The organism is Nocardioides epinepheli, assembly GCF_037936805.1.
Taxonomy (GTDB): domain Bacteria; phylum Actinomycetota; class Actinomycetes; order Propionibacteriales; family Nocardioidaceae; genus Nocardioides.
Genome location: NZ_JBBMMC010000001.1, coordinates 232,517 through 245,308 on the forward strand (window position 1 = coordinate 232,517; position 12,792 = coordinate 245,308).

Annotated in this window: 14 protein-coding genes and 1 tRNA gene; 2 read left to right on the forward strand and 13 right to left on the reverse strand. The window is 70.3% G+C overall.

Translation table 11 applies throughout. The features are described from left to right. Window positions 1-3: 3 nt before the first annotated feature. The 6 genes from WMR31_RS01075 to WMR31_RS01100 are packed head-to-tail and all read right to left on the reverse strand — an operon-like array spanning window position 4 to window position 5,177. On the reverse strand, window positions 4-555 hold the full coding sequence (locus tag WMR31_RS01075; RefSeq protein WP_340536919.1) for a 3-phenylpropionate/cinnamic acid dioxygenase subunit beta: 552 nt from the start codon (window positions 553-555) through the stop codon (window positions 4-6). Continuing rightward, window positions 552-1,871 carry an aromatic ring-hydroxylating oxygenase subunit alpha gene (locus WMR31_RS01080; protein ID WP_340536920.1) on the reverse strand — a complete coding sequence of 440 codons (1,320 nt, stop codon included), beginning with the start codon at window positions 1,869-1,871 and terminating at the stop codon, window positions 552-554. Before WMR31_RS01080 ends, WMR31_RS01075 begins: the two co-directional genes overlap by 4 nt. Beyond that, window positions 1,868-2,704 (reverse strand): alpha/beta fold hydrolase, encoded by an 837-nt coding sequence (locus tag WMR31_RS01085; protein ID WP_340536921.1) that lies wholly within the window; start codon window positions 2,702-2,704, stop codon window positions 1,868-1,870. The genes WMR31_RS01080 and WMR31_RS01085 overlap by 4 nt, the downstream gene beginning before the upstream one ends. 33 nt (window positions 2,705-2,737) lie before the next feature. Beyond that, entirely contained in the window at window positions 2,738-3,604 is an 867-nt protein-coding gene (locus WMR31_RS01090) for an SDR family NAD(P)-dependent oxidoreductase (protein ID WP_340536922.1), read from the reverse strand. Further along, entirely contained in the window at window positions 3,601-4,824 is a 1,224-nt protein-coding gene (locus WMR31_RS01095) for an NAD(P)/FAD-dependent oxidoreductase (RefSeq protein ID WP_340536923.1), read from the reverse strand. The genes WMR31_RS01090 and WMR31_RS01095 overlap by 4 nt, the downstream gene beginning before the upstream one ends. Next, window positions 4,821-5,177: a non-heme iron oxygenase ferredoxin subunit gene (locus WMR31_RS01100; RefSeq protein WP_340536924.1), complete on the reverse strand. Its 357-nt coding sequence runs from the start codon at window positions 5,175-5,177 to the stop codon at window positions 4,821-4,823. The genes WMR31_RS01095 and WMR31_RS01100 overlap by 4 nt, the downstream gene beginning before the upstream one ends. A gap of 142 nt (window positions 5,178-5,319) precedes the next feature. Here WMR31_RS01100 and WMR31_RS01105 point away from each other — a divergent pair, with 142 nt between their 5' ends. Beyond that, entirely contained in the window at window positions 5,320-6,201 is an 882-nt protein-coding gene (locus tag WMR31_RS01105; RefSeq protein WP_340536925.1) for a VOC family protein, read from the forward strand. Between the two features lie 316 nt (window positions 6,202-6,517). Here the strand turns inward: WMR31_RS01105 and WMR31_RS01110 are convergent. From WMR31_RS01110 to WMR31_RS01140, 7 genes are all read right to left on the reverse strand, one after another. Further along, window positions 6,518-6,593: transfer RNA gene (locus WMR31_RS01110), tRNA-Ala, on the reverse strand. An 82-nt stretch (window positions 6,594-6,675) separates the two neighbouring features. Beyond that, window positions 6,676-7,584, reverse strand: a complete 909-nt coding sequence (gene sepX, locus WMR31_RS01115; protein WP_340536926.1) for a divisome protein SepX/GlpR — start codon at window positions 7,582-7,584, stop codon at window positions 6,676-6,678. An 81-nt stretch (window positions 7,585-7,665) separates the two neighbouring features. Continuing rightward, window positions 7,666-8,289 (reverse strand): GNAT family N-acetyltransferase, encoded by a 624-nt coding sequence (locus WMR31_RS01120; RefSeq protein WP_340537369.1) that lies wholly within the window; start codon window positions 8,287-8,289, stop codon window positions 7,666-7,668. Further along, complete coding sequence (locus WMR31_RS01125; RefSeq protein WP_340536927.1) at window positions 8,286-8,777, reverse strand: MogA/MoaB family molybdenum cofactor biosynthesis protein; 492 nt, start codon at window positions 8,775-8,777, stop codon at window positions 8,286-8,288. The genes WMR31_RS01120 and WMR31_RS01125 overlap by 4 nt, the downstream gene beginning before the upstream one ends. Continuing rightward, window positions 8,774-9,244 (reverse strand): cyclic pyranopterin monophosphate synthase MoaC, encoded by a 471-nt coding sequence (gene moaC / locus WMR31_RS01130; protein ID WP_340536928.1) that lies wholly within the window; start codon window positions 9,242-9,244, stop codon window positions 8,774-8,776. Before moaC ends, WMR31_RS01125 begins: the two co-directional genes overlap by 4 nt. 11 nt (window positions 9,245-9,255) lie before the next feature. Then, window positions 9,256-10,542 (reverse strand): molybdotransferase-like divisome protein Glp, encoded by a 1,287-nt coding sequence (gene glp / locus WMR31_RS01135; protein WP_340536929.1) that lies wholly within the window; start codon window positions 10,540-10,542, stop codon window positions 9,256-9,258. Continuing rightward, window positions 10,535-11,917, reverse strand: coding sequence for a UTP--glucose-1-phosphate uridylyltransferase (locus WMR31_RS01140; RefSeq protein WP_340536930.1), 1,383 nt, complete (start codon window positions 11,915-11,917; stop codon window positions 10,535-10,537). The genes glp and WMR31_RS01140 overlap by 8 nt, the downstream gene beginning before the upstream one ends. 24 nt (window positions 11,918-11,941) lie before the next feature. On the opposite strand from WMR31_RS01140, the gene WMR31_RS01145 reads away from it, so the two are divergent. Next, window positions 11,942-12,538: a 5-formyltetrahydrofolate cyclo-ligase gene (locus tag WMR31_RS01145; RefSeq protein ID WP_340536931.1), complete on the forward strand. Its 597-nt coding sequence runs from the start codon at window positions 11,942-11,944 to the stop codon at window positions 12,536-12,538. Window positions 12,539-12,792: the final 254 nt, after the last annotated feature.

Sequence of the window (12,792 nt, forward strand, 5' to 3'; positions counted from 1 at the left end):
GGATCAGTAGAACAAACTGAGGTTCTTCACGAGGATGGTCGCCATGTCGAAGATCACCGTCCGACGGGCGATCTTGAATTCACCGGGCCCGACCTCGCGAAGAATGTCTTCGCGAGTTCCGACCACCTGGTCCATGTCACGCTCGCTCCTCGTCCGGTAGACGAGGAAATTCGACCGACACAGAATCTCGGCAGGATCGGCAGTCGGTTCGACCCGGATATTGGTGACCAGGTGACGGGTGCGCGAAGGCGGCTCCTCAGCCCACGCCATGTGGGTCGCAAGGCGATCGACCCGCTCGCGCAACTGGTCCAGCGACTCGTCGAAGTGCGCCGACTCGCCGGGCATGGAGATCGACCTCGACCTCTCACGCCACATCCGGTTGGTACGCACAGGGGCCCAGTACCGCAGGTCCTCGGTCATCAACTCGAGCCATTCCTCGAACTGCCAGGCGTCGAGCAACTCGGCTTCACGGTGCAGCAACCGCTGGGCGCGCAACTCGCGCAGCGACGCCGGGTCGCAGCCGCACACTGACATCGATTCGGTGTCGGGGCTCACTTCGCGGCCTCCCTCTGGAGCTTCATCTCGACCGCCTCGGCCCACGTGTGCGACGACATGAGGTCGGCGTAATGGCGATACAGGCCCAGTGCCGCGACATCCGAGTAGTTGGCCGGCACCACGTAACCGGGGAACTCGCTCGCGCCACTCGGCAACGGGTCGTGGACCATCTCGTAGCTCAATCGGACTCCCCGGGCGACCTTGCCGCGCAAGATCCGCTGGATCTCGGCCCAGTTCTCGGCGTCGTCCTGTTCGAACATTCCACTCGGCGAGAACGTCCGCGTCAGGCTCCGGGCGTAGTTCTCCTTGACCGGCTCGGGCGCCTCGGCCGGAACCATGGTCCACGCCCAGATCTCCATCTCGTTGGGCCCTCGAGGGTGGACGACCCGGAAAGTGCCGTTCAAGAGAAAGTGGAAGTTCGGGAAGATCGTGGCGTGGCCGCGCGCGGTGTCGGCGCGGAGGGCACCTAGTCGGGACGCCACGTTCTCGCGTTGCTCGTTCTCCCAGTTCGCGACTACCGGGTCCGGATGGAGGCTGCCCGGTACATCGAACCAACCGGTCCCATGCCCGTAGGGGCTCGCGAACTGGTGCCCCGTCGCGTTCACCGCCCGAACAGCGTGATTGGTCTCGGCGGTCTCGGTTCCTTTCGGCGTCATCACCTGGATCGCGGACGCGTGCGAGATCTCAGCGTGGAGCGCGTCCGAGGCGAACTGTTCGGCTTTCAGTTTCCAGTTGGCCGGGATGATCCAGCGATGATTCGCAATGGCCTCCAATCCGCCGGAGTAACGGTCGATGTAGGCGTCGAAATACCATGCCATGTCACCGAGATACTCCAGAAGACTCGGCGCATCCTCGGCCCAGGTCCCGAAGTGGAAGCCTTTGTAGCTCTCCACCCTCGTCACCTTGCGCGGTCCGCGAGTGCTCTTGTCGAACGTGTTCGGTCGGTAGACAGTCTTCTCGTGGGGGACGCCGGTCAGATTTCCGGCCGTGTCGTAGGTCCAGCCGTGGAAAGAGCACATGAACGAGCGCGCATTGCCCTCGTCGGCGCGACAGATTCGCATACCGCGGTGGATACATTGGTTGAGGAAGGCCCGCACGCTGCCGTCCTTCTGGCGCGCCACGACGATGGGGTCCTCGCCGATGTAGGTCTGCAGGAAGTCACCCGCTCGGGGGATCATCGAGTCGTGGGCGAGGAACACCCAGGATCGGCCGAATACGCGTTCCAGTTCGAGCTTGTAGACGTCCTCGTCGACGAAGATCTCGGCGCACACCATGCCGGCGTCGAAGTCGAAGAGACCGTCGATGTCGACGTTCATGCGGTTGCGTCCACCCGTGAGCCGAGTACGAAGCCCGCGACCAGTCGGTTGAACTCACCTGCGTGCTCGAGTTGGGTCCAGTGTCCGCAGCGGTTTATCAGGACCAACCTGGAGTCGGGGATGAGGCTGTTGATCTGGAGACTGTTCTCGAAGTGCACCACGCGGTCGTCTCGGCCGTGGATCAGCATCGTCGGCACGGTCACGCTTCGAAGCGCCTCGATCTGTGCCCGCTTGTGCCGGGCGCCGAAGCCGTCGAGAAAATGACGGGCGTGGTCTGGACGAGCGAGGAGCGTGTCCAGCCGTTCTCGGACGATGTCGTCCGCGTTTTCGGGGGTCTGGAAGGTCATGATGTCGACCAGCCGGCGCATCGACTCCTCGGTCTGTTCGACGTACGCCTCGCGCAGGATCTTGAGGCCCTCCGTGGGTCCGTCGCCCGGCGCGAAGGACAGGTAGCCCCCCTGCCCGACACCGCTGCCCATGGTGACCAGGTGCGACATCCGCTCGGGGTGGAGGGTCGCCATGCGCAGGAGGGTCGCGCCCCCCATCGAGTTGCCGGCGAACGCGGCGCGCGCGATGCCGAGCTCGTCGAGGAAGCCGACGAGGGAGGCGACATGATCACGCTCCTGAGCGGCTACCGAGTCCGAGTCCCCCCATCCGGGCATGTCCGGGAGGATCACGCGGAACCGCCGGGAGAGCTCGGCGATGTTGGGGCTGAAGTTGCTCAGCCCGGTCGCCCCCGGCCCGCTGCCGTGCAGCATCACCAGCGGATAGCCGCGCCCTGCCTCGACGTAGTGGATCTTGTGCGGATCGGTCTGGACGGAGCCTTCGCTCACGTCGTTCTGGTTCAGCACGGTGCTGCCTCTCGATCAGTTCTCATGGCCGGGTGGGCCAGGGGCGATGTCGGTGCTAGGCGGTTCGGTTCTGCCGAGAACGCCGGCGCCTTGATCGACGGGGACCACCAGCCCCGTCACGGCGCCGCTGACCAGGGGGTCGGCCAGGTACAGATAGGTCGGCGTGTAGTCGTCGGCACTGGGGACGAGGCCGAGCGGCAGCCGTGCGGCCGCGGCGTCGGCGGACCAGGTGTCCGTGATCCGCGCCTGGTCCAACCGCAGCGCGGCCGGTCCGCTCAGCGAGGTGGCCATTCCGGCCGGAGCAACTGCGTTCACGCGAACGTCGGGGGCGAACTCCTTGGCGAGCTGGCGGACGACACCGACCCCTGCATGCTTCGACGCCGTATAGAGTGCGCCACCGCCACCGGGACCGAGCGCGGCGACAGAGAGGGTCAGGATGAGACTGCCCCTCGAGGCTCGCAAGTGCGAGAGCGCAGCGCGGGCCGTGAGCAGGTAGCCCTTGACGTTGATGGCGAACAGCTCGTCGAACCCGCGATCGAGCTCCTCCATCGACATGGACTCCAGTGACCTGGAGAAGTCCCAGACCGCCGCGTTCGCGATCACCGTGTCGAGGCGCCCGAAGGCGGCGATCACCCGCTCCACCGCTCCGGTGTTGGAGGCCGGCGAGGTGACGTCACCGTGGATATAGCGCACGTCGTTCCAACACGAGTGCCGAGCGGTCAGCTCGGGCATCGTGACGACAGGGTCTGCGCGGTCGAGGACGGCGACGCGATAGCCGGCGTCGGCGAAGCTCTCCACGAGCGCAGCGCCCAGGCCCGATGCCCCGCCGGTGATGAGCACCACCGGCGGGACGGTCGCCGACGTGGGTACCCGCAGGATCATCCGATCGCCTCCAGCACGGCTTCCGCCGTCTGCCCCGAGACCGCCGCGCGTTCGAGGTCGACCCGAGCCGCTCGCCGGGTAGCGGCTCGCGCCTTGCGAGCGAATCTGGTGGCGTCGAAGGTCGTCACCCCGAGCAACTCACCCTCCTGACCGAGGTGCAGGTCGACCAGGCCGCCTTCATTCGACCTGAGGGTGTGGCTGGACCTCGCCGCACGCGGACTTCCGAGGATCTCGATCCGATGATCGAAGACGTCGCTCCAGACCCATGGGAGATGATCGAAAGGGATCTCGGCCCCCGCGATCACCGCCCCGCAGTGCGATCCATGCTCCTGCGCGGTCCGCCAATGCTCGTGCCGCGTGCGCCCCCACCGTCCAGGGCACGACGCCACGTCTCCGATCGCATACAGGCCTGGGACGCTGGTCCGGAAGGCGGCGTCGACGAGAACGCCATCGCCGATGGCAGCGCCTACCTGGCGCGCGAGAGCATCGTTGGGCACCCCGCCGACCCCTACGAGGATCTCGTCAGCCTCCACCTGCGATCCGTCGGACAGCTGAACCAGGTAGGGTCCAGCGCCCTCGACGCTCGTCACGGTCGTGGCCGGCCGGCCGTCGAGGCCGCGCTCGGCGAACATGGCAGCCACATGGTCGCCGATTCGTGGTCCGAGGCCGGGGAACAGGCGCGATCGCGCCTCGACGGCGACGACCTGCCAGCCTCGCGACATGGCGGCTGCGGCGACCTCCATGCCGACGAACCCGCTGCCCACCACCAGCAGGCGGCCGGCTCGCCGGGCGAGCGCACTCCTCAGCGAAGCCGCGTCCAGCCAGGATCTCAAGTGGTGCAGCCCCTCGGCCTGCGTCGCGAGATGTCGCGAGCGCAAGCCCGTCGCGAGCACGACGACCTCGGCCTCGGCCAGCAGCACCCCCTCCGTCCTGAGCTGGAAGACCTCGGTCCGGTCGAGAGCGTCGATGCGAGTCCCGGCCCGTAGATCGATGCCCAGATCGCGGCACTCCTGCTCGCTCAGCAAGACTCGCGGCACGGTGTCCGCCGGTCCACTGAGGACCTCCTTGGACAGTTGCGGACGGTCGTACGGCGGGAGCGACTCCTCGCCGAAGACCGTGATGGACGCCCGATGCCCGTGATCGCGCAGCGACCGCGCGGCGGCGATGCCGGCCGCTCCGGCGCCGATCACCGCGACGCGGGCAGCGTTCTCGGCGCTCACGGCTGCGCCCCCGTCTCGACGCTCACCGATTCCGGGGCCACGAGGACCTCGATCACGCCGTCCGCCTCTCGGGCTGGGTACACGCCGAGCGCCTGCGTAGCCGGCAGACACATCGCCCGCCCCGTGCGGACGCAGAATCGCGCCATGTGGAGCAGGCACTCGATCTCGCCGTCCTCGAAGTAGCCCTCGGAGAGTGAGGACTCTGCGTGAGTGCAGGTGTCGTCGGTCGCGAACACGGCGCCCTCGTAGCGGTAGACGGCGACCGGCGGCGTCACTGCCGCGCTCTGCCGCACCCCGCCTTCGACGAGGTCCGTCGACGCGAGGACCGGCACCCACACGCGATGGTCAGTCACAAGGACTCCTGGTTTTACATGTTGCATGTAACTCGGAACGCGCATACCGTAACGGGCATCACACCGTGGCGCAAGATCCGAATCTCGCCGCCCTGCGTACACATGCAGCTCCCAGCACGACCACGCCACCGAGAGGACTTCGATGAGACCAGTGCGCGCACTCAGCTATGCGGTAGCCGAGACCACCCGGATCGAGGAGTGGGCCAGCTTCGCGACCGACCTGCTTGGCATGCAGCTCGCCTCGCGCACCGACGACCAGTTGCGGCTCCGCATCGATCACAAGTCGTACCGACTGCTCGTGACCCGCGGCGAGCGCGACCAGGTCACGGCCCTCGGCTGGGAGGTCCGCGGCCCCCAGGCCCTGCGCGACCTGCGCCAACGCCTCGCCGATGCCGGCCACGTCGTCGGCGCGATCGATCCGGACCTGGCTCGCGAGCGGTGTGTCAGCGAGGTCTTCACGGTGGTCGACCCCGCTGGGACGACGCTAGAGCTCCACTGGGGCCACGAGTCGTCCCTCGAGCCGTTCGTCTCCCCGACCGGTGCGCGCTTCGTGACCGGGGCCGGCGGAATGGGACATGCCTTCTCGTTCATGCCCGACAACCAGAGCTGCGCCGATCTGTACCTCGACATCTTCGGCTTCGGCCTCAGCGACATTGTCGAGTTCGCACAGGGAGAGGGCTGGTTCACGCACTGCAACCCGCGGCACCACTCCTACGCCTGGGCCCAGTTCAGTGGCGCCCCGCCGGGCGTCGCCCACCTGATGCTCGAGGTCACCGACCTCGACACCGTGGGTCGGGCGTGGGACCGAGTGCTCCTCGAACGCGTCGCACCGGTCGCCGCGACGCTCGGCAAGCACTCCAACGACGAGATGGTGTCGTTCTACGTCAACAGCCCTTCAGGGTTCGAGATCGAGTTCGGCACCGGCGGCCTCGAGGTCGATCCTGACGACCATGCCCCGACCCGATTCACCGGTGCCAACTTCTGGGGCCACCACCGCTCCAACCCGGACGACCCCGACATCTGAGTTGCGGCCCATCGGTCCTGAACAAAGCTGATGCACTGCCTCGCGGTTGTGCGCGATGCTCTCACCTCCGCATGCGATGAGCAGCGAGATCAGGTTCGTCGAAGAGGCCGCTTGGTCGGCGAGCCCGAAGTGTCGTGATACCTGGTCGGAGGAACCCATGCCTGGCGAGCGGGAGGGTTGGTACGCGCCCCCGGGCGAACCCCGACGAACGCCGGCAACCAGCCCGGCATAGCCTCGGCCGACCTCGGCCGGGGCAGAGGAACGGCCCGCACCTGCGTTTCCGCTGGCTACGGGCCGAATGTGCGCCGAATGTGCATGGTGGAGCTGAGGGGATTCGAACCCCTGACCTTCTCATTGCGAACGAGACGCGCTACCAACTGCGCCACAGCCCCATGCGTCCGAGGACGCTGGGAAACGTTAGCACCGCGCGCGCGGCGCTCCGAATCGGCCCGAGTTCGGCGAGGTGCCGAACGGTCAGTCGCCGGAGGCGCGGCGCTCGGTGGAGCGGTCGGCGCTGGAGCTGCTGCGGGCCTGGTCGGCCTCGCGGGCCAGGGCGGCGTCCTGGACGGTGCGGCCGGAGGTCCAGACGCCGGTGGAGTCGAGGTCGATGGTGCGGACGGTGCGGCGGACGGCCGGCTCCTTGGCGACGTAGGTGGGCAGCGTGACCGGGACCGGGTCCCAGCCCTTCGACGCCGGCGCCTCGCGCTCAGCCTCCGGCTGCGGCTCGGGCTCGGGTGCGACCTCGTCGGCGACGACGGCGGAGATCTCCTCGGTCGACGGGCCATCCGGGCCATCCTCGACGACGTCGACCTCCACCTCGACCTCGACCACCTCGACGGCGTCCTCCGCCTCGGGCTTCTCCTCGGCAGGCGCGTGCGGCAGCCGGGCACGCGGGGCGACCGGGACGGCGCGCTCACGGCGGACCATCAGGCGGCAGGCCACCAGCCACGCCACCAGGACGCCGCCGGGGATCGCCAGGTAGGCCCACGCGAGGTGGCCGAGACCCGCCAGGACGCCGACGACGACGCCGGAGAGCAGGATCGCCACGACGACGCGCAGCCGGCGGCGCGCGGCCCGCTGGGCGGCGGCGCGCCGGGCGGCCGGGCTCGGCAGCGGCCGAGACGGCGTCGCCTCGGCCTCCTCGGCGGCGGCGGTCGCAACGGCCGTGGAGCCGGTGGCGGCGGTCTTGGTCCTGGTCTCCACGACCAGCCGGGAGGTGCGCGAGTCGACCGGCTCGCGCCGGGCGAGCACCCGGAGGCGTTCGGAGAACCCTTCGACCGAGCGCGTCGAGGCGCTCTCCTCGTGATGGCGCAGCGCCTTGGGGATCAGGTAGACGGCCCAGGCCACAGCCAGGGCGACGAAGATCAGCGCGCTCAGGTCCACGACGCCGAGCGTAGGAGTGCTAGCGCACAGTGAGTCGGATGTCCACCCGTGTGTCGCAAATTGCTGATGTGACTCGTGTGATCAGGACTGCTCCAGCCTCGCCACGACCCCGCCGGGCGCCTCCTCCTGGGTGATCCCGTAGAGACGATGGTCGCGCCACGCGCCGTCGATGTGGAGGTAGCGCGGGGCGTAGCCGACCTCGCGGATGCCGAGCTTCTCCACCACCCGCAGCGAGTTGGAGTTCTCCGGGCGGATCGCGATCTCGATCCGGTGCAGCCCGACGGGTCCGAAGCAGTGGTCGATCGCCATCGCCACCGCACGGGGCATCACGCCGCGCCCCGCGAAGTCGCGGTCGATCCAGTAGCCGATCGAGGCGAACTGAGCCGAGCCGCGCACGATGTTGTTGACCGTGAGCTGCCCGGCGAAGCGCCCGTCGACGTCGATCGCGAACGGAAGCGTGGTGCCCTGGGCCGCCGAGCGGCGCAGCCTGCGCACCAGCGCCCGGAAGCTCACCGGCTTGGACGGCGAGCCCGGCGGCGCGGTGGCATCCCACGGCGTGAGCCAGGCGGCGCTGCGCCGTCGGGCCTCGCGCCACGCGCCGATGTCGGAGACCTCCATCGGCCGGAGGGTGACCACCGGATCGGTCCCCGACGAGAGCGTGGCCGGCCAGCCGGGCGCGCCCTCGCGGCCGAACCAGCCGCTCAGTGGTCGCTCCCGGCGATCTGCTCCACCGCGTGCACCACGATCGGGGCGAGCAGCTCCAGCCCGTCGCGGACGCCGCCGCGCGAGCCGGGCAGATTGACGACCAGGCAGTCGCCCGCCATGCCGGCCAAGCCGCGCGAGAGGAGAGCGGTCGGCACGCCGAGGTCGTATCCACCGGAACGGAGCGCCTCGGCGATGCCGGGGATCTCGCGATCGAGCAGCGGACGGGTCTGCTCGGGTGTGCGGTCGGTCGGGGTGAGCCCGGTGCCGCCGGTGGTGAGCACGACCCGCGCGCCGTCGTCGATCGCGGCGCGGATCGCGGCACCCACCGGGTCGCCGTCGGGGACGACGGCCGCCTCGCCGACCTCGAAGCCCCACTCGCGCAGCGCGGCCACGATGAGCGGTCCGGTCTCGTCGGTGTAGACGCCCGCGGCGGCCCGGTTCGACGCCACCACGACCGCGCCCGGCAGGCCCTTCACACTCCCGCTCATCGGCTGAAGTCCCCGCTCTTGCCGCCGGTCTTCGTCTCGATCCGGATGTCGGTGATGACCGCGGCCTTGTCGACGGCCTTGACCATGTCGACGACGGTGAGCGCCGCGACCGCCACCGCGGTGAGCGCCTCCATCTCCACGCCGGTGCGGTCGGTGGTGCGCACCGCGGCGGTCACCTCGACGGCGTCGGCGGCCACGACGAGATCGACGCTCACCGATGACAGCGCGAGCGGGTGGCACAGCGGGATGAGGGTCGAGGTCTGCTTGGCGCCCATGATCCCGGCGAGGCGAGCGACCGCGAGGGCATCGCCCTTCGGGACGCCCTCCCCGGCTAGCAGCTCGATGACCGCCGGTGAGACCAGCACCCGGCCCGACGCCGTCGCCGTGCGCGCGGTGACGTCCTTGCCCGACACGTCGACCATCCGGGCGGCGCCGCGCTCGTCGAGGTGGGTGAGTCGCTCCTCCACGTCGGTTCTCCTCAGTCCTGGTCGAGCCGGATCACGGTGACCCGCTCCCCCGCCCCGACGGCGGTGGTGTCCTCGGGGACGACGATCAGCGCGTCGGACGCCGCGAGGTCGCCCACCAGGTGCGAGCCCGAGCCGCCCACCGGCTGCACCTCGGTCACCGACGTGCCGTCGGGCCCGAGCGTGAGCACGCCGCGCAGGAACTGGCGCCGCCCCGGCGGCGAGGTGACCGCGTGGGTCAGCCGGGCGGTGATCGGTCGCCGCGAGTACGGCGCGCGCCCCATCATCGCCCGCAGGGCCGGCCGCACGAACATCTCGAAGGAGAGGTAGGACGAGACCGGGTTGCCCGGCAGCGCGAAGAACGGCACCCGGCGCTGGGGATCGGCGGTGGTCCAGACGCGACCGAAGCCCTGCGGCTTGCCGGGCTGCATCGCCAGGCCGCCGAACCAGACGTCGCCCGCGAGGGGGCCGTCGGACGCGCCGCCGCCGGAGAGGGCCGCCTTCACCACGTCGAAGTCGCCCATCGAGATGCCGCCGGAGGTGACGACGACGTCGACACCCTCGGCGCCGTCGAGATGGTCGGCCACGACCTGCAGGAACGCCTCGGTGCTGTCGGCGACCCGGCCGGCACGGACCGCGACCGCGCCCGCGCGCTGCACGGCACCGGCCAGGAGGATCGAGTTGCCGTCGTAGATCGAGTCGTCCTCGAGCGGTTCGCCGGGATCGCGGAGCTCGGAGCCGGTGGAGACGACGAGCACCCGCGGGCGGCGGCGCGCGCGCACGGTCGGCAGCCCCACCGAGGCGAGCAGGCCGAGCTGGCGCGGGCCGAGCGCGGTCCCGGCGGGAAGGATCAGCGCCCCCTCCGCGACGTCCTCGCCGGCGTAGCGCACGTGCTGGCCCGGCAGGGCACCGCGCCGGACGACGACCTGCTGGGCGCCGCGGTCGGTGGACTCGTAAGGCACCACGCTGTCGGCGCCGGGCGGCAGCGGAGCCCCGGTCATGATCTTGGCCGCCGAGCCGGGCGGCACGGCGGTGACGGCGCCGGGGCGACCGGCGCCGATCGCGCCCACCACGGGCAGGGTCACCGGCGCGGCGTCGGTGACCGCGGCGACGTCCTCGCTGCGCACGGCGTAGCCGTCCATCGCGGAGTTGTCGAAGCGCGGCAGCCGGATCGGCGCGACGACGTCGTCGCTGGCCGCCAGGTCGAGCGCGTCGAGCAGCGCCACCTCGGTGGCGGGCAGCGGCTCGGTGGCGGCGAGGATCCCGTCGAGGTGCTCCTCGACCGAGCGCAGCTCAGGCATCCGACCCGAGCACGGCGTCCGGCTCGATGCGGTCCGCGCCTTTGGCGGTGAGCTCGGCGTCGCCGACGATCCGGACGCCGCGGCCGAAGGTGAGGTCGCCGTCGACCCGCAGCGACGTGGCCTCGGCCAGCGACGGCGCTCCCTCGGGGAAGCGCTTGTCGAACTCGCCGACGAGCTTGTAGACGTCGGCGTCGAGGTCGATGAACGGCACCTCGCCGGCCACCTGGTCGAGCACGAAGTCGGTGCCGATGTCGTAGACGTCGGAGCGCAGCACCAGCAGGTCGTTGGTGGTCTTGACGGGCACGAAGCGGTCGCGGCCGACCTCGATCAGCTGGGAGTCGTCGAAGACCTCGATCGCGGCGCCCATGGCGGTCTCGGCCTGGATGACCTTCGGCGTGCTCGAGTCGCCGGGGTCGACGGTCTTCACGTTGCGGATCAGCGGCAGCCCGAGGATCCCCTGCCGCACGTCGAGGGCCTGCTTCATCGCGGCCAGGTCGAACCAGAGGTTGTTGGTGGAGCAGAACCGGTGCCGGTCGAGGTCGGCGAGCGCGTCGCGGTCCTGGTCGGGGGTCTGCGCGGTCTCGCGCAGCACGATCCGGCCGTCGCTGCGACGTCGGGCGAAATGGCCGCCCTTGCGATCCGACGGCGTGCGGCGCACGGCCTCGATCGCGAACGGCGCACCGGTGGCGGCGAACCAGCCGGCGACCCGGGCGGCCGGGACCGCGCCGAGGTTGTCGGAGTTCGAGACGAACACGTAGCGGTAGCCGTGCTCGAGGAGCAGGTCGATCAGACCGGTGCCGCGCATGGCGGTGTAGAGATCGCCGTGGCCGGGCGGGCACCACTCGAGCTCGGGGTCGCTCGGCCAGCTCACCGGGCTCAGGTCGGCCTCCAGCAGCTTGGGCACCTTGTTCTGGAGGAACTCCAGGGGCAGGCCGTCGACCGGCAGGTCGGCGTAGCGCTCGAGCGCGGCCATGGTGTCGGCGGAGGTGCGGAAGGAGTTCATGAAGATCAGCGGGAGCGTGGCGCCGTACTCCGAGCGCAGGTGCAGCACCTGCCGCGCGATGATGTCGAGGAACGACAGGCCACGCCGCACGCACAGCAGCGACTTGGCGCGGTCCATACCCATCGAGGTGCCGAGCCCGCCGTTGAGCTTGATCACGGCGGTGTGGCGGATCGCCTCGGCGGCGACGTCGTCATCGACGTCGACCTCGTCGATCGAGGGCATGTCGACCGGGTCGATGCTCTCCTCGGGGATCATCCCCGTCTCGCCGTGCTCCAGGAGCCGGAAGTAGTGGGAGAAGGTGTCGATGGCGACCTCGTCGACCCCGGCGTCGGCCATCTTGGCGCGCGCCCGCTTCAGTGCAGGACTACCCATACCGCGGGAGCCTAGGCTGCTCACGTGGCGCCCGCACATCGGCCCGAGCCGAGCCTTGCCAAGCTCGCCCTGCGCGACCGGCTCACCACCGCCCGCAACCGACGCGACCTCGCCGACATCGGGGACGCCGCGCGGTCGATCGCCGGCCGGCTACTCGACGCCCCGGAGGTGCGCCGAGCCGGCACCGTCGCGGCCTACGTCTCGATCGGCGTCGAGCCCGGGACCACGCTGCTGCTGGAGTCCCTGCTCGCCGCCCGGGTCAGGGTGTTGCTGCCCGTCCTGCTCCCCGACGGCGACCTCGACTGGGCCGTGCACACCGACGCCCCCGGCAGCCTCGCCCGCGCCCGGCTCGGGCTGCTCGAGCCGACGTCGGAGCGGCTCGGCGTCGACGCCGTCGCCATGGCCGACGCCGTCGTCGTGCCCGGACTGGCGGTCTCGCCGTCCGGCCTGCGGATGGGTCGCGGCGGCGGCTCCTACGACCGAGCGCTGGCCCGGGTCCCGGCCGGCACCTTCACCTGCGTCGCCCTCTACGACGACGAGGTCGGCCTCGACGTCCCGGCCGAGCCGCACGACCGCCCCGTCACCGCCGCCGTCTCCCCCGCCGGACTCGTCCGGTTCTGAGGGCGGGCTGTTCGCGCGTCCGGCCGGGCGGGATTTCCCCGGTCGACCGGGGAAGTCTGAACTTGTCGGGCGATATCCCGGTCGACAAGTTCAGGGATGGGCCGTCCAGTGGGACGCGTGGTGAGGGTGAGTCGGACTGCTTGTCGGCGCGGGTCGGTGCACCGTTCGTCGCCGGGATTTCCCCGGTCGACCGGGGAAATCTGAACTTGTCGGGCGATATCCCGGCCGACAAGTTCAGGGATCGGCCGCCCAGT

What these genes read in the sequence shown, in the direction of transcription:
- WMR31_RS01080 (WP_340536920.1), bottom strand. Translation starts at nt 1,871, where the DNA reads ATGAACGTCGACATCGACGGTCTCTTCGACTTCGACGCCGGCATGGTG.
- WMR31_RS01090 (WP_340536922.1), bottom strand. Translation starts at nt 3,604, where the DNA reads ATGATCCTGCGGGTACCCACGTCGGCGACCGTCCCGCCGGTGGTGCTC.
- WMR31_RS01105 (WP_340536925.1), top strand. Translation starts at nt 5,320, where the DNA reads ATGAGACCAGTGCGCGCACTCAGCTATGCGGTAGCCGAGACCACCCGG.
- WMR31_RS01125 (WP_340536927.1), bottom strand. Translation starts at nt 8,777, where the DNA reads ATGAGCGGGAGTGTGAAGGGCCTGCCGGGCGCGGTCGTGGTGGCGTCG.
- glp (WP_340536929.1), bottom strand. Translation starts at nt 10,542, where the DNA reads ATGCCTGAGCTGCGCTCGGTCGAGGAGCACCTCGACGGGATCCTCGCC.
- WMR31_RS01140 (WP_340536930.1), bottom strand. Translation starts at nt 11,917, where the DNA reads ATGGGTAGTCCTGCACTGAAGCGGGCGCGCGCCAAGATGGCCGACGCC.